Source organism: Microbacterium sp. (genome assembly GCF_047605725.1).
Taxonomy (GTDB): Bacteria; Actinomycetota; Actinomycetes; order Actinomycetales; family Microbacteriaceae; genus Microbacterium.
On the sequence record NZ_JASGFE010000009.1, the window covers coordinates 1 to 20271 of the forward strand.

The following is a 20271-nucleotide window of genomic DNA, read 5'->3' on the forward strand; positions in this document are numbered from 1 at the left end:
CCAGGGTGTTCAGCCAGAACTGGTACATCCGGTACGGGCTGCACATCTCGGCATCAAGCCAGATCGCGTTCCCCTCGCTCTTGCCGAACTTCGTGCCGTCGCTGTTGGTGATCAGCGGGGTGCCGATCGCGTGCGCCGACACGCCCTCCACCCGGTGGATGAGATCGGTGCCGCTGGTGAGATTGCCCCACTGGTCGGACCCGCCTGTCTGCAGCACGCAGCCGTACTGACGGTGCAGCTCCAGGTAGTCCAGGCCCTGCAGGATCTGGTAGCTGAACTCGGTGTAGCTGATGCCGGCGTCCGAGTTCAGGCGCGCCGCCACGGCGTCCTTGCGCAGCATCGTGCCGACCCGGTAGTGCTTGCCGATCTCACGCAGGAAGTCGATCGCGCTCAGCGGCGCGGTCCAGTCGAGGTTGTTCACGATGCGCGCGGCGTTATCGCCCTCGAAGTCGAGGTAGCGCTCGACCTGCGCCCGGAGCCTGTTCCCCCACTCGGCGACCGTCTCCTTGGAGTTCAGCGTGCGCTCGGCCGTCGGGCGCGGGTCGCCGATCAGTCCGGTCGACCCGCCCACCAGACCCAGCGGCCGGTGACCCGCCAGCTGCAGGCGGCGCATGGTCAACAGCTGCACGAGGTTGCCCAGGTGCAGGCTCGGGGCGGTCGGGTCGAAGCCGCAGTAGTAGACGACCGGGTCGCCTCCGAGCAGGGCGCGCAGCGCCTCGCGATCGGTGGACACGTGAACCAGACCGCGCCAGACGAGCTCGTCCCACACGTTCTCGAATGCGGGGTCGTTCGCCACCGGCGCGGTGGTCAGGGCTTCGGAGGACACGCGCTTCAGGCTATCAAGCGCGGGGCTGATGCCACGGCCTGCCCGGCTGTCAGCAGCCCGCCTTGCGCGCCGCGGCCGCCTCGGTGGAGGTGAACAACTCCCCGGCGTACGGCGCCACCGTGCCCGACGAGCAGAGGGCGGCCCAGGTCTTGGGACCGACGATGCCGTCCCGGACGAGGCCCCACTTCTTCTGGATGCGCAGGATCCCCGCCCTCGTCTTCGGTCCGAACTGTCCGTCCACGGCGATCTTCGTGTAGTCGGCGATATAGGGGAGCTTGTGGTTCGCGAGGATCTGGATGTACTTCACGCAGTTGCCGTTGCCCCCGTACGAGTACTGGTAGGAGCGACAGCTCGCCGCGTACGCGGGGCTCGCCCCCGCGACGACGCCCGCCGCGATCAGGAGCGACGCGCCCAGCATGGCGATGCGACGACGGGCGGCGGTGCGGGAACGTGACATGGCGATCCTTTCGACCGCACCACCCTAGCAGCGTCGCAGAGCGCGCTCGGGAGCCGTGATTCGCGCGGCACGCGCCTCAGTCCAGCAGAGCGTGAGCCGCCGACTGGGCGCGCGCGACGAGCTCGGCGCGCTGCTCGGCCACGCGCACCGGCGCGGTGCCGCCGGCGCCGGTGCGGCTCGCGACCGACCCCTCGATCGTGAGAACGTCACGCACCTCGGGCACGAGGTGCACGGATACGCCCCGCAACAGCTCGTCGTCGGCATCCGCCAATCCGATCCCCCGCTCCTCGCACGCACGCACCAGCGCGCCGGAGATCTCGTGCGCGTCGCGGAAGGGCACGCCGCGCTTGACGAGCCACTCGGCGACGTCGGTGGCGAGCGAGAAGCCCTCCGGGGCGAGCGCGGCCATGCGCGCCGTGTCGAAGCGCATCGTCGCGACCATGCCGGCGAAAGCCGGGAGCACCGTCTCCAGCGTGGTCACCGCGTCGAAGACGGGCTCCTTGTCCTCCTGCAGGTCGCGGTTATAGGCGAGCGGGAGCGCCTTGAGCGTCGCGAGGAGCCCCGCCAGATTGCCGATCAGGCGCCCCGCCTTGCCGCGGGCGAGCTCGGCGATGTCGGGATTCTTCTTCTGCGGCATGATGCTCGACCCGGTCGAGTAGCCGTCGTCGAGCGTGACGAAGCCGAACTCGCGCGTATTCCAGATGATGACGTCCTCGGCGAACCGCGACAGGTCCACGGCGATCATCGCGGCGATGAACGCGAACTCGGCCACCACATCGCGTGCGGCCGTGCCGTCGAGGGAGTTCTCCGCGGGTCGGCCCAGGCCCAGCTCGGTCGCGACCAGCTGCGGGTCGAGCCCCAGGGTCGCCCCGGCGAGCGCGCCTCCCCCGTACGGCGAGACGCGCGCCCGCACCGACCAGTCGCGGATGCGCTCCAGGTCGCGCACGAGGGGCCACGCGTGGGCCTGCAGGTGGTGGGCCAGCAGCACCGGCTGCGCATGCTGCAGGTGCGTGCGTCCGGGCATGATCGCGTGCTCGTGCGCCTCGGCCTGGGCCACGACGGCGTCGATCACGCGGAGCACGTCGCGCGCGATCGTGCGCGCGTGGTCGAGCAGGTACATGCGCACGAGGGTGGCGATCTGGTCGTTGCGGCTGCGTCCGGCGCGGAGCTTTCCGCCGAGCTCGGCACCGACCTCGGCGATGAGCGCCGCCTCCAGCGCGCCGTGGACGTCCTCGTCGCCGGGGGCGGCGACCAGGGTGCCGTCCTGGATGCCACGGGCCAGGGCATCGAGCCCCGCGTGCATGCGCGACTCCTCGTCGGCGGTGAGATAGCCGGCGGCGGCGAGCGCCTTCGCGTGGGCGTGCGAGCCGGCCAGATCGTACGACGCGAGAGTCCAGTCGAAGTGAGTGGAGCGGCTCAGCGTCGCCAGCTCCGGCGAGGGGCCGGAGGCGAATCGCCCGCCCCACAGCGCGCCCGCGTTCGTGCCCTCGGCCTTGGTGTCGCTCACCCGCCCAGCCTACCGGCCGGGTCGACGGGCCTGAGTTGGCGCATATTGCCGCCGCGGGCGGGCGGGTTCGGTGGCAATTCGCGCCAAGTCAGCGACGCGGCTCAAGCCAGACTTGGCGCATACGGTCGCGACAGCCGTCCGCGGCGACACTTCGCGCCAAGGTTGCGGCAGTGGCAGCAGCGGCGGCAGGTGATGCGGGATGCCACGAGCACCGGCATCCGGCTCGCCCATCGCCGACCGAGCCTCGACCGCGGTCGGCGGAGCCTCCTCCACAATCGGCGAATCCGCCGAGCTCTCCACGGATCGCGGGATCGCCCACCCGCCGGAGTGCGCCACCCGGCAGGGTGGGCGGTATGCCGTTGCGTCCTCTCCCCGCATCACTCCCCGACGCGTTCTCGGTGCGCGATGCCCGACGGGTGGGCGTTTCCCCGCGCCGCCTGCGGGGCTCCGACCTGGACGCGCCGTTCCACGGCACCCGCCTGCGTCCGCGATGCGCCGATCCCCCGCATGCCGAGGACGAGAGCCCCGCCGCGGCGGAGGATCGGCGTCTGCGCGGCGAGCTCCTGCGCCAGGCGCGTGCCTATGAGACCGTCGCCTCGCCGCATGCTTTCCTGTGGGGCCCGTCGGCCGCCGCGGCGTGGACGCTTCCGCTGCCGCTTCGCGCTCTGCGCAGCGTCGATGAGCCGGGGCGGGTGCGCACGCTCGACGTCGCCGTCACCGCCCCGCACCGGGCGCCGCGCGCGGCCGGAGTCGTCGGACGCCAGTTCGCACCGGGGCTCGTCTCGGTCACGACGCACGACGGGCTGCGGGTGACGACTCCCGCGACGACGTGGGCCCAGCTCGCGCCCCTGCTCACGGTCGATGAGCTCATCGTGCTCGGCGACGCGATCGTCGCGATCCCGCGCGTGCGCGGCATGACCAGGGGCGCTCCCGGATCGGGACTGGCCACGATCGCCCAGCTCGATGCGGCGCTGAACGTCGGACGGCGCCGCGGCGCGGCCAAGCTGCGGGAGGCGCTGCCGCAGATCCGGGTCGGCAGCGCGTCGCCGCCCGAGACGCTGCTGCGGCTGGCCCTCGTGCGCTCAGGGCTCCCCGAGCCCGCCCTCGACTACGACGTGCTGACGCCCGACGGCCGCGCGATCGGGTACACCGAGCTCGCCTATCCCGGGTACGGCATCCTCATCGAGTACGAGGGCGACCACCACCGCGTCGATCGCGCACAGTGGAACCGCGACATCGAGAAGCACGCCGCGTGCGTCGCGCTGGGCTGGGAGGTGCTGCGGCTCACGTCCGCGCACATGTACCCGCGGACGGATGCCGCGGTGCGCCGCATCCACGACGCTCTCACCCGCGCGGGCTGGCGCCCATAGCCGACGGTCAGCGCCGGCATAGCGCCACCGGCAAAGTTGGCAGGAATGGTCGCCGCACGTGCCGCAAGCGACCAAACGCGCCAAGTGAAGGAGACGCCGGCATAGCGCCACCGGCCGCCGACCCCGCCCACCCCACCCGCGCTACGCCACGCCGCCCGCCTCGCCGGGCCCGGCCGGCACCACCAGCCGCACGACCAGCGCGAAGACGCGCTCCAGCGGACCGCGGCCGAGCAGGAGCGCCCACGCCGTGCACCCCACGACCGTCCCGATCGTCATCGGCCAGAAGGCACCCGCCGCCCGGAAACCCGCCAGGTCGCCGACATCGCCGAGCATGACGCCGGCGGCGACCGCCCAGACGACCAGCTGCCCGGTGTATGCCGTCAGCGGCATCGAACCGACCGCGCGCAGCGGCAGCAGCACCCAGGTCAGCGGCGTCCGGCACAGCAGCAGGCACACGCCGAGCGTCGCGACGGCGAAGCCGCCGGAGCCCACCACCTCGGGAAGACCGCCCGAGTGCGCCTGTACGCTCCAGACCGCGGCCGAGAAGCCGTCCCCCGCCGGCACGCGCACGACGGCAGCCGCCCCGTACCCCACCACGGCCGCCCCCGCGCCGCCGACCAGCAGCGCCGCCTGCACGCGCGCGGCGCGCAGGTCGAGGCGCCCGATCGCGAGCCCGGCGACGATGAATGCCGACCATACCGGGAACGGGTAGTGCCACCCGATCGCCGTCTCCACGACGACTCCCGGGACGCCCCGCCACAGCGCCAGGCCGTCGAGCACCGGCTGGACCCACGGCATGACGAGCGCGAGCCCCACTGCCAGCGCGCCCAGCGCACGCGCCGACATCCCCAGGAGCGGCAGCGTCAGCAGGAACAGGATGCCGTAGGCCGGAAGGATCACGAAGACCGGAACCCCCGTGATCACAAGGCCGATGCCGAGCAGCCACAGGAGCACCGCGCGCACCGCCAAGCGCTGCCGCACCAGCCGCCGTGCCGCCGGGGGCACCGGACGCGCACCGCCGCTGACGAGCGCGATCGACACCCCGGCCAGCACCGCGAACAGGATCGACGATCGGCCGCCTGCCACGTCGGCCCACGTGGACGGACGTGACCAGTCGAACGGCTCGAGGTCGAGCAGGTGCGCGGCGAGCATGCCGATCACCGCGAGCCCGCGGGCAAGGTCCACGCCCTGCAGGCGTGGGCCCCGGATCAGTCCTGGCGCAGCAGCCACACCAGGAGAGCCTTCTGCGCGTGCAGACGGTTCTCGGCCTCGTCCCACACGACGCTCTGCGGCCCGTCGATGACGTCTGCATCGACCTCGTATCCGCGGTCGGCGGGCAGGCAGTGCAGGAAGATCGCGTCGTCCTCGGCCAGGGCCATGAGCTCGCGGGTGACCTTGTAGCCGGCGAAGTCGCGCAGGCGCGCGGCCTTCTCGTCCTCCTTGCCCATGGACACCCACGTGTCGGTGACCATGATGTCGGCCCCCGCGGCGGCCTCGGCGACGCTGTCGGACAGGGTGACCGAGCCCCCCGTCCGCGCGGCGATGGCCTCGGCGTCGGCGACGACGTCGGCGCGCGGCCGGTGCGCGGGCGGTGCGGCGATGCGCACGTGCATGCCCGCCGTGACGCCGGCCAGCAGGTAGGAGTGGCCCATGTTGGAGCGCCCGTCGCCGAAGAACGACAGCGTGAGACCGGCCGGGTCGCCCTTGTGCTCGCGCACCGTGAGCAGGTCGGCCAGCAGCTGGCAGGGGTGGAAGTCGTCGCTGAGCGCGTTGACGACCGGCACCGTCGTGCCACGGGCCATCTCCTCCAGGCCCGCCTGCGCGTAGGTGCGCCACACGATCGCGGCGACCTGCCGCTCCAGCACGCGCGCGGTGTCGGCGGGGGTCTCCTTGCCGCCGAGCTGGCTGCTCGCGGTGGAGATGATCAGCGGCACCCCGCCGAGGTCGGCGACGCCGACGGCGAACGAGACGCGCGTGCGCGTGGAGGACTTGTCGAAGATCACCGCGACGGTCTGCGGGCCCTGCAGGGGCTTGAGCGCGAAGCGGTCCTTCTTCAGCTCGAGGGCGAGGTCGAGGATCTCGGCCTGTTCGGCCGGGCTCAGGTCGTCGTCGCGCAGCAGGTGGCGGGTCACGCGGATACCTCCGTGGTCGGTGCGGCATCGAGCGGGAAGGCCTGCTCGACGATGGCCAGGGCGCGCGCGAACAGCGCGGCGAACTCGTCGATCTCGACGTCGCCGATCGTCAGCGCGGGTGCCAGGCGGATGGTGGTGTCATTGGCGGCGTTGATCACGAGACCGAGCTCGAGAGCGGCCGCGACGACGGCGGGGGCGACCGGATGCCGGAGGGCGACGCCCACGAGAAGGCCCTGGCCCCGGCATCCGTCCACGAGCTGCGAGCCGATCTCCTCGATCGCGGAGCGCAGCTGCGCTCCGCGCGCGACGGCGTTGTCGATCAGTCCCGCGCGCTCGATCTCGCCGAGCACCGCGGCGGCCACGGCGGTGGCCAGCGCATTGCCGCCGAACGTGGAGCCGTGGGTGCCGGGGTAGAACAGGTCGCTCGCCGTGCCGTAGGTGATCAGGGCGCCGATCGGGAACCCGCCGCCGATCCCCTTGGCCACGGTGATCGCGTCGGGGGTGATCCCGGCGTGCTGGAAGGCGAACCACGCCCCGGTGCGGCCGGCGCCGGTCTGGATCTCGTCGATGATCAGGAGAGCGCCGTGGGCCGTGGTGAGCTCGCGTGCGGCGGCGAGATATCCCTCGGGCAGCTCCAGCACGCCGGCCTCGCCCTTGATCGGCTCGACGAACAGCGCGGCGACGCGGTCGTCGAGAGCCGCCTCCAGCGCCTCGACCGTGGTGTCGATGAACTCCACGCCGCCGGGCATCGGCAGGAACGGCTCGCGCATGTGCGCCTTGCCGGTCAGGGCGAGCGAGCCCATGGTGCGGCCGTGGAACGCGTTCGTCAGCGCCAGGATGCGGGGGCGCTCGGCACCGCCGTGGAGGCGCGCGAGCTTGAAGGCGGCCTCGTTGGCCTCGGCGCCCGAGTTGCCGAAGTAGACGCGCCCCGACTCGCCCGTGCCCGCCAGCCGCTTCAGGAGCGCCGCGAGGGCGAGCTGCGGCGGCGTGACGAAGAGGTTCGACACGTGCGCGAGCGTGGCTGCCTGCGCCGCGACGGCGTTCACGAACACCGGGTGGGAGTGCCCGAGCGCGGTCACCGCGATGCCGCCGAGGAAGTCGAGGTAGCGCTTGCCGGTGTCGTCCCACAGGTAGGCGCCCTCGCCGCGCACGAACATCGCCGGGCGATCTCCGGCGTTTCGGACGATGTCGCGTTCCAGGTCGTCGTGCCAGCTCACGATGCCACCACCTCCGTGCCGATGCCCTTCGCCGTGAAGACCTCCACGAGCACCGAGTGCGGCTGCCGGCCGTCGATGATCGCCGCGGTGTCGACCCCGCCGTCGACCGCGTCGAGGCACGCCTGCATCTTCGGGATCATGCCCGACTCCAGCGTCGGCACCATGGTGCGCAGCTCGGATGCCGTCAGGTGCGAGACGAGCGAGTCGCGATCGGGCCAGTTCGCGTACAGGCCGGGCACGTCGGTGAGGATCACGAGCTTGGTCGCCTTGAGCGCCACCGCGAGGGCCGCTGCCGCCGCGTCGGCGTTGACGTTGAGCGACTGGCCGGGGTGGTCCAGGTCGGGCGCGATGGAGGACACCACCGGGATGCGCCCGGCGGCGAGCTGGTCGAGCACGGGTGCGGGATCGACCGTCACGACATCCCCGACGTTGCCGAGGTCGTGCTCCAACCCGTCGACGACGACTCCGCGGCGGCGGCCGCCGAACAGGCCCGCGTCCTCGCCGGACAGGCCGACCGCGAGCGGTCCGTGCGCGTTGATGCGGCCGACCAGCTGCGGATTGATCTGACCGGTCAGCACCATGCGCACGACGCCGATCGCCTCGGTCGAGGTGACGCGGTAGCCGCCCTTGAACTCGCTCGGGATCGCCAGCCGGTCGAGCATGCGCGAGATCTGCGGGCCCCCGCCGTGCACGACGACGGGCTTGACGCCCACGAAGCGGAGGTAGGCGACGTCTTCGGCGAAGGCATCCTGGAGCTCGTCGGACACCATCGCGTTGCCGCCGAACTTGATGACGATGACCTGGTCGCGGAAGCGCTTGAGCCACGGCAGCGACTCGATGAGGACGCCGGCTTTGACCGCGGCCTCCTCGGGAGTGGTGTGCTGGAGGTCGGTCATGAGGCGTAGGCGCTGTTCTCGTGCACGTAGTCGTGGGTGAGGTCGTTCGTGTAGACGGTCGCCGAGGCGTCGCCGACCTTGAGGTCGATGAGCACGTGCGTGGCGCGCGGGGTGAGGTCGACCTCGTCGCGCGGGCGGTCGGGACCGCCGTCGCTGCACACGCGCACACCGTTCATCGAGACGTCGACCGCGTACGGGTCGAAGTCCGCCCCGGTCGTGCCGATCGCCGCGAGCACGCGACCCCAGTTGGGGTCGTTTCCGAAGACGGCCGCCTTGAACAGGTTGTTGCGGGCGACCGAGCGGCCGACCTCGACGGCGTCGTCCTCGGATGCCGCGTGGATCACCTCGATGGAGATGTCGTGGCTGGCGCCCTCGGCGTCGCACTGGAGCTGGATCGCGAGACTCGTGCACACCTCGGCGAGCGCGGCGCGGAACGCCGTGGGGTCGGGTTCTACGCCGGAGGCGCCCGACGCCATGAGGGTGACCTGGTCGTTTGTCGACATGCAGCCGTCGGAGTCGAGCCGGTCGAAGCTCACCCGCGTGGCGGCGCGCAGATGCGCGTCCGCCTGGGCGGCATCGAGCACGGCGTCGGTGGTGAGCACCACGAGCATCGTCGCGAGCCCGGGCGCCAGCATCCCCGCCCCCTTGGCCATGCCGCCGATCGTCCAGCCGTCGCCGGCGAGCGTGCTCGTCTTGGCGACGGTGTCGGTGGTCATGATCGCGTGCGCCGCGTCGTCCCCGCCGTCGGCACTGAGCGTCGCGATGGCCTCGGCGGTGCCGGCGAGCACCTTGGCGCGGAAGACCTCGTCGCCGGTGCCGATGAGCCCGGTCGAGCAGACGAGCACGTCGCCCGCGCTCACGCCGAGAAGCTCCGCGGCCCGCTCCGCGGTCTGGTGCGTGGTCTGGAACCCGAAGGGACCGGTGAAGCAGTTCGCCCCGCCCGAGTTGAGCACGACCGCCTCGACGACCCCGTCGGCGATCGCCTGCTGCGACCACAGGATCGGGTTGGCCTTGGCGCGGTTGCTGGTGAAGACGGCGGCGCCGGTCTTCAGCGGCCCGCGGTTGACGACCACGGCCACGTCGGGCTTTCCGGTGGCCTTCAGGCCCGCGGCGACTCCTGCCGCCTCGAATCCCCGGGGTGCGGTGACGCTCACGGCGCGACTCCGTTCATGCTGAGCGCGCGGCCCTCGGGAAGGCCGAGCGCGAGGTTCATGGACTGCACGGCGGCTCCCGCCGTGCCCTTGACGAGGTTGTCGACGGCGGCGACCACGACGACGCGGCCCGCGGCACGGTCGATCGCGAGTCCCATCAGTGCGGTGTTGGCCCCCACGACGTCGGCGGTGCGCGGGAACCGGCCCGCCGGCAGCAGCTGCACGAACGGCTCGTCGGCGTAGGCGGACTCCCAGGCGGCCCGGATCTCGGCATCCGTCGCGTCGTTAGCGATCGGCGCGGTGGAGGTGGCGAGGATCCCGCGCGCCATCGGCACCAGCACCGGCGTGAACGAGATGCGGATCGGCTGTTCCGCCTCACCAGCTTCGGAGTTCTGCACGTACTTCGGAGGATTTGCGGCAGAACCTCCGAAGTTCGCGCGATTCTCCGAAGTTCGTGTCGTCAGCTCGGGCGAAGACGGCATCGCGGCGGCCAGCGCTTGCCGTATCTCGGGGATGTGCCGGTGCGTGCCGCCGACGGCGTAGGGGTTCGCCGAGCCGAGCAGCTCGCTGGCGAGCAGGTCGGGACGCAGGCTCTTGCCCGCACCGGACGGGCCCACCGCGAGCACGCTCACGAGGTCGGACGGGTCGATGACTCCCGCCGCCACTCCCGGCGCGAGGGAGAGCGCGACCGTCGAGGCGTTGCAGCCGGGGGCGGCGATGCGGGATGCCCCGACCAGCCGCTCGCGCTGCTTCGTGCCGCCGGTGAGGAGCTCGGGTACGCCGTAGGTCCACGGCTCGTGGAACGGACCGCCGTAGAACGCGTCCCAGGCATCCTTCGAGACGAGCCGGTGATCGGCGCCCGCGTCGATCACGAGCGGCACGTCGCCGAGCGCGTCGGTGTACTGCCCGGACTGCCCGTGCGGGAGGGCGAGGAACACGACGTCGTGCCCGGCGAGCACCTCGGGCGTGGTCTCGCGCAGGGTGAGCCGGGCGAGCGAGCGCAGGTGGGGCTGGTGCTGGATGAGGGGCTCACCGGCGTGGGAGTGCGCGGTGACCGTGCGGATCTCGATGTCCGGATGCCCGGCGAGCAGGCGCAGGATCTCGCCGCCCGCATAGCCGGAGGCGCCGGAGACGGCGACGGCGAAGGTCATGGGTTCCACTTTAGTTTCTGCGTCGATCGGCGCGCAGAACCGAAGAGTGCCGTCGGCGCGGCATCGGCGGTACCGTCCGGCCGGAAGACCCGCGACGCACGGTCGGACCCAGCCCGATCCTTCCGCGCGCCGACGGGCCACCGGCCGGACGGATGGCTCGATTCTTTCCCGATCGCCTTCCCCGTCAGGTTTCCCACATGTTCCGATCCGGTTAACTCGACGCCCGAGCCGCGTGCGGCGACGCGCGCGCGTGACAGGATTCCGGGTGTCCGCCCCGTTCGACCCGAAGGACGCCGATGCACCTCAGCCCTGGTGACACCGAGAAGCTGCTGCTCGCCGTGGCCGGCATGGTCGCCCGCGACCGGCTGGCCCGCGGCATCCTGCTCAACCACCCCGAGACCGTCGCGCTCCTGTCGACGTGGATCATCGAACGCGCCCGCGAGGGCCGCGACGTCGCCGAGCTCATGCGCGAAGGGCGGCGCGTGCTGCGGCGCGACCAGGTCATGGCGGGCGTTCCCGAGCTGCTGCACGACGTGCAGGTCGAGGCGACCTTCCCGGACGGGCGAAAGCTCGTCACGATCCACCATCCGATCGACTGAGAGGGGTGCCGATGTCGTCAGGCGCCGAGGGGCCGGGAGCCGTGCGGGTCCGCCCCGGCCGGATCGAGCTCAACGCCGACCGGTCGGCGGCCGAGCGCCGCACGTTCGTGTTCGTCAACACCGGCGACCGTCCGGTGCAGATCGGCTCGCACCTGCATCTGCCGGATGCCAATGCCGCCCTCGCGTTCGATCGCACCGCCGCGCACGGGTTCCGCCTCGACATCCCCTCCGGCACCTCGGAGCGGTTCGAGCCCGGCGCGTCGCGGGAGCTCCCCGCGGTCGCGCTGCGCGGGGCGCGGCGCGTACCGGGCCTGCAGCTCTCGCGCGCCGGCCACGCCGATCTCGACGCCGCCGAGGGAGCGCACTGATGGCCTGGATCGACCGCGAGCGCTACGCCGCGATCTACGGACCCACCGAGGGCGACCAGGTGCGGCTCGGCGACACCGACCTGTGGATCGAGATCGAGCGCGATCTCACCGCCGGCGGGGAGGAGGCCGTGTTCGGCGGCGGCAAGTCGATCCGCGAGTCGATGGCGCAGTCCACGCGCACGCGCGCCGAGGGTGCTCTCGACACCGTCATCACGAACGCCGTCGTCCTGGACTGGTGGGGAATCGTGCGGGCGGATGTCGGCATCCGCGACGGCCGCATCGTGGGGCTCGGCCGGGCAGGAAACCCCGACATCGCCGACGGCGTCGACCCGCGCCTGGTGATCGGGCCCTCCACCGACGTGATCTCGGGCGAGGGTCGCATCCTCACCGCGGGCGCGATCGACTCGCACGTGCACCTGCTCTCCCCGTCGCAGATCCACGAGGCGCTCGCCACCGGGATCACGACGATCGTCGGCGGCGGCACCGGCCCGTCCGAGGGCTCGAAGGCCACGACCGTCACCCCGGGCGCGTGGCACCTGCGCACGATGCACCGGGCGCTGGACCCGCTGCCGGTGAACGTGCTGCTCCTCGGCAAGGGCAACACGGTCTCGGCCGAGGCGCTCGCCGAGCAGGCCCTCGCGGGAGCCGCCGGCTACAAGGTGCACGAGGACTGGGGGTCCACCCCCGCCGCGATCGACGCGGCGCTGCGCGCCGCCGACGACTGGGGCCTGCAGGTGGCCCTGCACTCCGACTCGCTCAACGAGGCCGGCTTCGTCGAATCGACCGTCGCGGCCATCGCGGGCCGCTCGATCCACGCCTTCCACGTCGAGGGGGCCGGCGGCGGTCACGCCCCCGACATCCTCGCGATCGCGGGTCTGCCGAACGTGATCCCGGGGTCGACCAACCCGACGCTGCCGCACACCGTGAACACAGTCGCCGAACACCTCGACATGCTCATGGTGTGCCACCACCTCAATCCCGCGGTGCCCGAGGACCTCGCCTTCGCCGAGTCGCGCATCCGCGGCACCACGATCGCCGCCGAGGACATCCTGCACGACCTCGGGGCGCTGTCGATCACGTCGTCGGACGCGCAGGCGATGGGCCGCATCGGCGAGGTCGTCACACGCACGTGGCAGGTCGCGCACGTCATGAAGCTCCGCCGCGGGGCGCTCGGCGGCGGGATGCCGGCCGACAACGAGCGCGCGCGCCGTTACGTCGCGAAGTACACGATCAACCCCGCGATCGCGCACGGCATCGACCACGAGGTCGGCTCGATCGAGGACGGCAAGCTCGCCGACCTCGTGCTGTGGGACCCCGCGTTCTTCGGCGTCCGCCCCGCCGTCGTCGTCAAGGGCGGCGGCCTCGTCTGGGGTGCGCTCGGCGACCCGAACGCATCGATCCCGACCCCGCAGCCGGTGCTGATGCGACCGGCGTTCCTCGATGCCGTCGCCGCCGACCTCGCGGTCACCTTCGTCTCCCCCGCCGCGCTCGACGACGGCCTGGCAGAGCGCCTGCAGCTGCGCCGGCGTCTCGCTGCCGTGCGCCCCACGCGCGAGGTGGGCAAGGCCGACCTGCGTAACAACGACGCGCTGCCCGAGATCCGGATCGAGTCGGACACGTTCCGCATCACGATCGATGGCGATGAGGTGCGGCCCGCCCCCGCGGCCCGGCTGCCGCTCGCCCAGCTGTACACGATGTTCTGATCGCCATGCTGCCCTTCCCGCTCCCCTCCACGACCGTGGCGATGCTCCTGGCCGACGCGCGACTCCCCTCCGGCGGGCACGCCCACTCGGCGGGACTGGAGCCTGCGCTCCTGGCCGGCGGGCTGGCCGTCGCGGAGGTTCCGGCGGCGCTCCTGGCCCGCGCCAGGACCACCTCGCTCGTCGAGGCGGGGACGGCCGTGGTGGCCCGCCACCTCGCCCTCACCGCGCCCGAGTCTCTGCCGGAGGTCGAGGCGGAGTGGGCGGCGCGCACGCCCTCCCCGGCACAGCGCGACGCCGCGCGCGTGCTCGGTCGCGGGCTGCTGCGGCTCGCCGACCGACTGTGGCCGGCATCCCTCCCGCTGGCGCTCATCGGACGCGACGGCACGCACCCGCCGCGCGCCCTCGTGCTCGGCGCGATCGCCGCCGAGGCAGGCATGGAGCCGCTGGACCTCGCGCGCCTCGCCGTCTACGACGACGCCGCCAGCGCCGCCGCGGCCCTGCTCAAGCTCGAGCCGCGCGACCCCGCCGAGGTCACCGGGTGGGTCGTGGAGACCTGCGCGGCCGTCGACGACGCCCTGCGGGAGGCGGCCGCCCTCACCGACCCCGCCGCGATCCCCGCGGCATCCGCCCCGCAAGCCGAGGACTGGGCCGAGGCCCACGCTCTCCTGAACCGAAGGTTGTTCCGTGCCTGAGACCACCCGCCCCGTCCGCGCCCTCCGCCTGGGCGTCGCCGGCCCCGTCGGCACCGGCAAGTCGTCGCTCATTGCGACCCTGTGCCGGTCGCTGCGCGGCGACGTGCGCCTGGGCGTGATCACGAACGACATCTACACCGACGAGGATGCCCGCTTCCTCCGCTCCGAGGGCGTGCTGGAGCCCGAGCGGATCCGGGCCGTGGAGACCGGGGCGTGCCCGCACACCGCGATCCGCGACGACGTGACGGCGAACCTGCACGCCGCCGAGGACCTGGAGCGCGACTTCGCGCCGCTGGACATCGTCATCATCGAGTCCGGCGGCGACAACCTGACCGCGACGTTCTCGCCCGCCCTCGTGGACGCGCAGCTGTTCGTGCTCGACGTCGCCGGCGGGGGCGACGTCGCCCGCAAGGGGGGGCCGGGCATCGGCCGGGCCGACCTGCTGGTGGTGAACAAGACCGACCTCGCCCCGTACGTGGGAGTCGACGTGCCGCAGATGGTGGCCGACGCCACCGCCGCCCGCGACGGGCGCGCTGTGCTCGCGCTGTCGCGGTCGGACGCGGAGTCGGTCGCGCAGTTGCGCGCCTGGACGCTCGGCCTGCTCGCCGCCCACCGCGCCGGCACGCACACGCCCGTCGACCCGGGACCCATGGCTCCGCACAGTCACGCCGACGCCGACGGCGGCTGGGTCGTGCACACGCACGAGGGCGGCGACAACGGGCACGGGCACGGGTACGGGTACGGGCACGAGCACGGGCACGGGGACGCGCACGGGCACGAGCACGGGCACGGGCACGAGCACGGGCACGGGCACGACGGCATCCCGGCGCACGGTCACGAAGCGGCGCACGAAGGCGTCGCGCGCTGAGCCCATGCATCCCGCCCGCTCCGACGACCACGACCGCACGATCATCGCGGTCGAGGCCGGGGCGGTGCGCGCCGCGCTGCGCCTGGAGGGGCTGCGGATCGTGCCCCGGCTCGTCTCCCGCGACGCGCGGAGCGCGCACGTCGCGCTCGTCTCGGGTGGGGCGCTGCTGCTGCCCGGCGACGCGGTGCGCCTGCACGTGCGCGTCGGCGCGGGGTGCGCGCTGCACCTGGAGGACATCGGCGGCATGGTCGCCTACGGCGGCACGGGCGAGCGCTCGCACTGGAGCGTCGATGCCGACATCGAGCCGCGCGGCACGCTCGTGTGGAGTGCGCGCCCGCTCGTCGTCGCTGACGGCGCCCGCGTGCAGCGCGCCACCTCGGTGCGCCTCGGTGCCGACGGCGTGGCCCTGCTGCGCGAGACGGTGGTGCTCGGCAGGGCCGGCGAGCGGGGTGGGAGCCTGGACAGCCGCCTCCGCATCGACCGCGCCGGCCGACCGCTCCTGATCGATGGAGTGCGCGTGTCGGGCGAGGCGCCCGAGCCCGGGGTGCTGGGCGACCAGCGCGTGCTCGACGGTGTCGTGCTCGCCGGCATCCGTCCCCCCGCTCACGCGACGGACGCACGCGTGCTCGCTCTCGACGGGCCGGGCGCGCTCGCCCGCCACCTCGGAGCGGACACGCACTCCAGTCCGCTGCACGAGGTATGGCCCATGTGGCTCGACCACGTGGAGCGGCACCAGCACGCCCCCGACCCCACCCCCGAGCGCAGTCGTGCCTGAGGCCGCCCGCACCCCGCGTCGACCGTCGGGTTCTGGTACCCCGTATCCGCGAGACTCCATCGGTGCACCGAGACTGCGTGCTGGGCGTGCAGTCTCGGCGCACCAGTGCAGTCTCGCGGTACGAGCGGCGGCGCGGGGGTTACGGACCGACCGGGGCGCGGGCGCCCCGTACGCGGCGGATCAGTCCCGGATGGCGGCGCCGAAGCGCTCGGCGGCGACGGCGACGCCGGCGAGCTTGGCCTCGGTCGCCTCGGCGGCCGTCAGCGTGCGGTCGGGGGCGCGGAAGCGCAGCGCAAAGGTCAGGCTCTTCTGCCCCTCTGCCACCCCGGACCCGCGGTAGTCGTCGACGAGGCGCAGCGACTCCAGGAGCTCCCCGGCGCCCTCCACGAGCGCCTCGCGCACGAGACCGGCCGGGATGTCGGCGCCGACGACGAGCGAGACGTCCTGGGTGGCGGCCGGGTATCCGGACAGGGATGCCGCGACCACCCGCTCGCCCGCGAGCGAGAGCACGAGGTCGAGGTCGAGCTCAGCCACGACGACCCGGACCGGCAGGTCCGCGGCATCCGCCACCGCCGGGAGCAGCTCGCCGACGTAGCCGACCTCTGTGCCGTTCACCGACAGCACGCCGGTGCGCCCCGGGTGGAGCGCGGCGCGCTCGCCCTGGGCGACGTCGATCTCGACACCCGCGGCCACCTCGATCGTCTGCACCGCGGACAGGGCGTCGATGAGCCCGGCCGCCACCGGGGCCTGGCCGGGCTGGCGCGCGACCACGTTGCCGGCCAGCAGGATCGCGACGTGGCGCGGCTGCGGCGGGATCGACGCATCGAGCTCGGCGAGCACGGATGCCGGAGGACGCACCGCCAGCGGCGGCACCGCGTCGGTGCCGTAGCGCACCTCCGGCTCGGGCGCGAAGACCGGCCCGGTCTCGAACAGCGCGAGGTCGGTGAACCCGCGGGAGAGGTTGCGGTGCGCGGTCTGCAGCAGCCCCGGCACGAGCGAACGGCGCAGGAACGGCATGTGCCCGTCGATCGGGTTCGCGAGCCGGATGCCGGGGAGCGGCTGCCCCGAGGCCGAGCCGTGCAGGTCGTTCAGCGCGGCGGTGGTGAACGGGAAGGCCGGGGTCTCCACGAAGCCGGCCGCGGCGAGCGCGTTCGCGACCCGGCGGCGGCCCTGCTGCGCGGCGGTGAAGCCGTTGCCCGAGGGCGGCACCGGCAGCACCGAGGGGATGCGGTCGTACCCGTCGATGCGGGCGACCTCCTCGGCGAGGGTCCATTTGTCGGTCAAGTCCGGCCGCCAGGTCGGCGGGGCGACGTTCCAGCCGGATGCCGTCGCCTCGACCTCGCAGCCGATCAGCGCGAGCACCTCGGCGATGCGCTCCGGGGCGTAGTCGACACCGATCACGCCGGACACGAACTCGGCGGGCAGGGCGATCGCGGTCCGCAGGGCCGCGGGCCGGATCGCGGAGCCCACCGGATCGGCGGTGCCGCCGGCGAGAGCCACCATGAGGTCGACGACGCGCTGCGCGGCCACCAGCGCGATCGCCGGGTCGACGCCGCGCTCGAAGCGCCGCGACGCCTCGGAGGGGAGCTTGTGCCGCCGCGCGGTGCGCGCGATCGTGACGGGCTCGAAGGTCGCCGCCTCCACCAGGACGTTCCGCGTGGCATCGCTCATCTCGGTCGTGCCACCGCCCATGACCCCGGCGAGGCCGATCGGGCCCGACTCGTCGGTGATGAGGAGGTCCTCGGGGTGGAGCGTGCGCACCTGACCGTCGAGGGTCTGCAGCGTCTCGCCCGCCACCGCGCGGCGCACCGTGATGCCGCCGGTGAGCGCGTCGAGGTCGTACCCGTGGATGGGGTTGCCGAGTTCGAGCATGACGTAGTTCGTGATGTCGATGAGGATGCCGAGGGGTCGCACTCCCGCGAGCACCAGGCGCGTCGTCATCCACGGCGGCGTCGGGCGGCTCGGGTCCACGTCGCGCACGACGCGCGTGACGAACTCGGTCGCGCCCACGCGCCCGCGGATCGGCGCCTCGTCGGCGATCGTGACGGAGAACCCGCCGCCCGGGTCGGTCTCGGCCTGCGCACGCAGCCCGGGGTCGCGGAACGCCGCGCCGGTGGCGTGCGCGTACTCGCGCGCCACGCCGCGGATCGACAGCGCGTACCCGCGGTCGGGCGTCACGTTGATCTCGACGGCGATGTCATCCAGGCCCAGGAGCGCGATCGCGTCGGTGCCGACCGGCGCGTCGACCCCGAGGGTCGACAGCCGCAGGATGCCACTGTGCTCCTCCCCGAGGCCCAGCTCCTTCGCGGAGGCGATCATGCCGTCCGAGACGTGACCGTAGGTCTTGCGCGCGGCGATCGGGAAGGGCCCCGGCAGCACCGAGCCCGGCAGGGTCACGACGACCCTGTCGCCCTCGAAGAAGTTGCGCGCTCCGCATACGATGCCGCGCACTCCCCCGTGTTCGGCGCCGACGTCGACCTGGCACCAGCGGATCGTCTTGCCGTTGGACTGCGGCTCCTCGACGAACGAGACCACCTCGCCGACGACGATGGGGCCGGACAGCTCGAAGCGGTGCACGTCCTCCTCTTCGAAACCCACCGAGACCAGGGCGGCCAGGACGTCGTCGGGCGTGGCATCCACCGGCACGTCGACGTGTTCACGCAGCCACGAAAGCGGGACGCGCATCAGACCACCATCCCGAACTGCTCGCTGAAGCGCACATCGCCCTCGGCCATGTCGCGCATGTCCTTCACGTCGGAGCGGAACATGAGGGTCCGCTCGATCCCCATCCCGAACGCGAAGCCGGAGTAGACCTCGGGGTCGATGCCCGCCGCGCGCAGCACGTTGGGGTTCACCATGCCGCAGCCGCCCCATTCGATCCAGCGCGCTCCGCCCTTGAAGGTCGGATGCCAGAGGTCCAGCTCGGCGGACGGCTCGGTGAACGGGAAGTAGTTGGCCCGGAAGCGCGTCTTCGCCTCGGCGCCGAACAGCTGCCGCGCGACGTGGTCGAGCGTGCCCTTCAGGTGCGCCATCGTGATGCCCTTGTCGACCACGAGCCCCTCGAACTGGCTGAAGACGGGGAGGTGCGTGGCGTCGAACTCGTCGGTGCGGTAGACGCGGCCGGGGCACACGACGTAGATCGGCAGCTCGCGCTCGAGCATCGTGCGCATCTGCACGGGGCTCGTGTGCGTGCGCAGCACGAGGTGCCGCTCGACGGGGTCGACGTAGAACGTGTCCTGCTCCTGACGCGCCGGGTGGTCGACGTCGAAGTTGAGCGCGTCGAAGTTGAACCACTCGTGCTCCAGCTCCGGTCCCTCCGCGACCTCCCAGCCCATGCCGACGAAGATGTCGCCGATGTCCTCCTGGAGGAGGGTGAGCGGATGCCGCGCCCCGGTCCGGGCGCGCGGTGCGAGCGCCGTGATGTCGACGCGCTCGGCCTCCAGCCGCGCCGCGGTCTCGGCCTCGACGAGCTCGGCCTCGCGCGCCACCAGCGCCTTCGTGACCTGCCCGCGGGCCTGGCCGACGAGCTTGCCGAACTCGGCCTTGCGCTCGTTCGGCACGTTCCGCAGCTGCGCGTTCAGGCGCGCCAGCGGCGAGCCGTCGGCTGCGTGCGCGGCGCGCGCGGCCTTCAGCGCGGCGGAGTCCGCGGCCGCGGCGATCGCGGCGAGGGCCGCGGCGACGGCAGTATGAACCGCCTCAGGGGTGATCTCGGGGGTCTTGTGGGGTGCGTCCGACACGAGAGACGAGTCTACCGAGCCGCGACGACCTGCCTCGTCAGGCCTGGACCGGCGGGCGGCAACCGGCCTCCGACTCCCTGCCTGAGCGCGCAAAACGCTCCGATCAGGTGCGACCGAGACGACGTGCTGCGCGGAGATAGACCTCGAGCGCGTTGCGCGGACCAACAGCAACTGCCTCGAGCGCGATCGCCTGTAGTTCGTTGGGCGTATAGCGGTACACGAGCCGGAAGCGCGGCTTGCCGCTGCCGTCGGGGTCGAAGTAGAGCTTGTAGCAGTCGGACAGATCGCCGGTCTGAATGTGCTTACCGAGGGCGACCCCGCGGACTCTGCCGTCGCGGATCAGCACGAGCATGTCAAGGGCCATCTTGCGCGCCTCCGGCGTGGGGAGGGCGTAGATGTCGGTGTCGAATCCGGGCAGGCTGGTGAGTTTGAGCCTTGGTCGCGCGGCCACTATGAGTAGTCAGCAGGGTCTAGGCCGAGCTGTTCGGCCACCTCGCTCAGCGGACGAGCCTCGCCGACCTGCGAACGCTCGCGCACGACCCTCGCGATCTCGAGCTCCTCGATGGCCGGGATGAGCTGCGAGTAGAGATCGAACGGGATGACGACCGCCTCGGGCTTGCGGTGCGCGCCGAAGATCAGCGGGGCGGCGGACTGCCCCTCGGCGCGGAAGCGCTTGAGCGCCTTGGGCAACTCGTCGCGAGCGGCATGACTGGGGAGGATCTCGGCGGTGGACATGACTTGAGCCTAACAAATATGCACCCAAATAGGTACACATTTCGGCACCTGTTTGAGAACGTCATGAAGGGTCCGATCGACGGTGTG

At 72.6% G+C, this 20271-nt stretch carries 20 protein-coding genes; 7 read left to right on the forward strand and 13 right to left on the reverse strand.

The window, feature by feature from the left end:
• The 3 genes from tyrS to argH form a co-directional block, all read right to left on the reverse strand.
• The coding region (gene tyrS / locus QM641_RS03200; RefSeq protein ID WP_415113371.1) for a tyrosine--tRNA ligase at positions 1–826 on the reverse strand (826 nt) is incomplete at its 3' end.
• A gap of 49 nt (positions 827–875) precedes the next feature.
• Positions 876–1283 carry a peptidoglycan-binding domain-containing protein gene (locus QM641_RS03205; protein WP_415113373.1) on the reverse strand — a complete coding sequence of 136 codons (408 nt, stop codon included), beginning with the start codon at positions 1281–1283 and terminating at the stop codon, positions 876–878.
• Positions 1284–1359: 76 nt separating this feature from the next.
• Positions 1360–2790 carry an argininosuccinate lyase gene (gene argH, locus QM641_RS03210; RefSeq protein ID WP_415113375.1) on the reverse strand — a complete coding sequence of 477 codons (1431 nt, stop codon included), beginning with the start codon at positions 2788–2790 and terminating at the stop codon, positions 1360–1362.
• A 353-nt stretch (positions 2791–3143) separates the two neighbouring features.
• Here argH and QM641_RS03215 point away from each other — a divergent pair, with 353 nt between their 5' ends.
• Positions 3144–4160 (forward strand): hypothetical protein, encoded by a 1017-nt coding sequence (locus tag QM641_RS03215; RefSeq protein ID WP_415113377.1) that lies wholly within the window; start codon positions 3144–3146, stop codon positions 4158–4160.
• 141 nt (positions 4161–4301) lie between these two features.
• Here QM641_RS03215 and QM641_RS03220 read toward each other — a convergent pair whose 3' ends face one another.
• From QM641_RS03220 to QM641_RS03245, 6 genes are read right to left on the reverse strand one after another with little or no spacing between them, the layout of a single operon-like run.
• Entirely contained in the window at positions 4302–5345 is a 1044-nt protein-coding gene (locus QM641_RS03220; protein ID WP_415113379.1) for a heparan-alpha-glucosaminide N-acetyltransferase domain-containing protein, read from the reverse strand.
• 23 nt (positions 5346–5368) lie between these two features.
• Positions 5369–6292, reverse strand: coding sequence for an ornithine carbamoyltransferase (gene argF, locus QM641_RS03225; RefSeq protein ID WP_415113382.1), 924 nt, complete (start codon positions 6290–6292; stop codon positions 5369–5371).
• A complete protein-coding gene (locus QM641_RS03230) occupies positions 6289–7509 on the reverse strand; it encodes an acetylornithine transaminase (RefSeq protein WP_415113384.1) in 1221 nt (406 codons plus the stop codon). Before QM641_RS03230 ends, argF begins: the two co-directional genes overlap by 4 nt.
• On the reverse strand, positions 7506–8405 hold the full coding sequence (argB, locus tag QM641_RS03235) for an acetylglutamate kinase (protein WP_415113385.1): 900 nt from the start codon (positions 8403–8405) through the stop codon (positions 7506–7508). The genes QM641_RS03230 and argB overlap by 4 nt, the downstream gene beginning before the upstream one ends.
• Positions 8402–9559, reverse strand: coding sequence for a bifunctional glutamate N-acetyltransferase/amino-acid acetyltransferase ArgJ (gene argJ / locus QM641_RS03240; RefSeq protein WP_415113386.1), 1158 nt, complete (start codon positions 9557–9559; stop codon positions 8402–8404). Before argJ ends, argB begins: the two co-directional genes overlap by 4 nt.
• Complete coding sequence (locus QM641_RS03245; protein ID WP_415113388.1) at positions 9556–10707, reverse strand: N-acetyl-gamma-glutamyl-phosphate reductase; 1152 nt, start codon at positions 10705–10707, stop codon at positions 9556–9558. Before QM641_RS03245 ends, argJ begins: the two co-directional genes overlap by 4 nt.
• A 296-nt stretch (positions 10708–11003) precedes the next feature.
• Here QM641_RS03245 and QM641_RS03250 point away from each other — a divergent pair, with 296 nt between their 5' ends.
• The 6 genes from QM641_RS03250 to QM641_RS03275 are packed head-to-tail and all read left to right on the forward strand — an operon-like array spanning position 11004 to position 15712.
• Complete coding sequence (locus QM641_RS03250) at positions 11004–11306, forward strand: urease subunit gamma (protein WP_415113390.1); 303 nt, start codon at positions 11004–11006, stop codon at positions 11304–11306.
• Positions 11307–11317: 11 nt separating this feature from the next.
• Positions 11318–11674, forward strand: a complete 357-nt coding sequence (gene ureB, locus QM641_RS03255; protein ID WP_415113503.1) for an urease subunit beta — start codon at positions 11318–11320, stop codon at positions 11672–11674.
• Positions 11674–13377: an urease subunit alpha gene (locus QM641_RS03260; protein ID WP_415113392.1), complete on the forward strand. Its 1704-nt coding sequence runs from the start codon at positions 11674–11676 to the stop codon at positions 13375–13377. The genes ureB and QM641_RS03260 overlap by 1 nt, the downstream gene beginning before the upstream one ends.
• A 5-nt stretch (positions 13378–13382) precedes the next feature.
• Positions 13383–14069 carry an urease accessory protein UreF gene (locus tag QM641_RS03265; RefSeq protein WP_415113394.1) on the forward strand — a complete coding sequence of 229 codons (687 nt, stop codon included), beginning with the start codon at positions 13383–13385 and terminating at the stop codon, positions 14067–14069.
• Positions 14062–14937, forward strand: a complete 876-nt coding sequence (ureG, locus tag QM641_RS03270) for an urease accessory protein UreG (RefSeq protein ID WP_415113396.1) — start codon at positions 14062–14064, stop codon at positions 14935–14937. Before QM641_RS03265 ends, ureG begins: the two co-directional genes overlap by 8 nt.
• Positions 14938–14941: 4 nt before the next feature.
• Positions 14942–15712: an urease accessory protein UreD gene (locus QM641_RS03275; protein WP_415113398.1), complete on the forward strand. Its 771-nt coding sequence runs from the start codon at positions 14942–14944 to the stop codon at positions 15710–15712.
• 180 nt (positions 15713–15892) lie between these two features.
• On the opposite strand, the gene pheT is transcribed toward QM641_RS03275, so the two are convergent.
• The 4 genes from pheT to QM641_RS03295 all read right to left on the reverse strand — a co-directional run bounded on the left by pheT (position 15893) and on the right by QM641_RS03295 (position 20184).
• A complete protein-coding gene (pheT, locus tag QM641_RS03280) occupies positions 15893–18397 on the reverse strand; it encodes a phenylalanine--tRNA ligase subunit beta (RefSeq protein ID WP_415113400.1) in 2505 nt (834 codons plus the stop codon).
• A complete protein-coding gene (gene pheS / locus QM641_RS03285) occupies positions 18397–19449 on the reverse strand; it encodes a phenylalanine--tRNA ligase subunit alpha (RefSeq protein ID WP_415113402.1) in 1053 nt (350 codons plus the stop codon). Before pheS ends, pheT begins: the two co-directional genes overlap by 1 nt.
• Before the next feature lie 103 nt (positions 19450–19552).
• Positions 19553–19900, reverse strand: coding sequence for a hypothetical protein (locus tag QM641_RS03290; RefSeq protein WP_415113404.1), 348 nt, complete (start codon positions 19898–19900; stop codon positions 19553–19555).
• Positions 19900–20184, reverse strand: coding sequence for a hypothetical protein (locus QM641_RS03295; protein WP_415113406.1), 285 nt, complete (start codon positions 20182–20184; stop codon positions 19900–19902). Before QM641_RS03295 ends, QM641_RS03290 begins: the two co-directional genes overlap by 1 nt.
• Between the last annotated feature and the right edge of the window lie 87 nt (positions 20185–20271).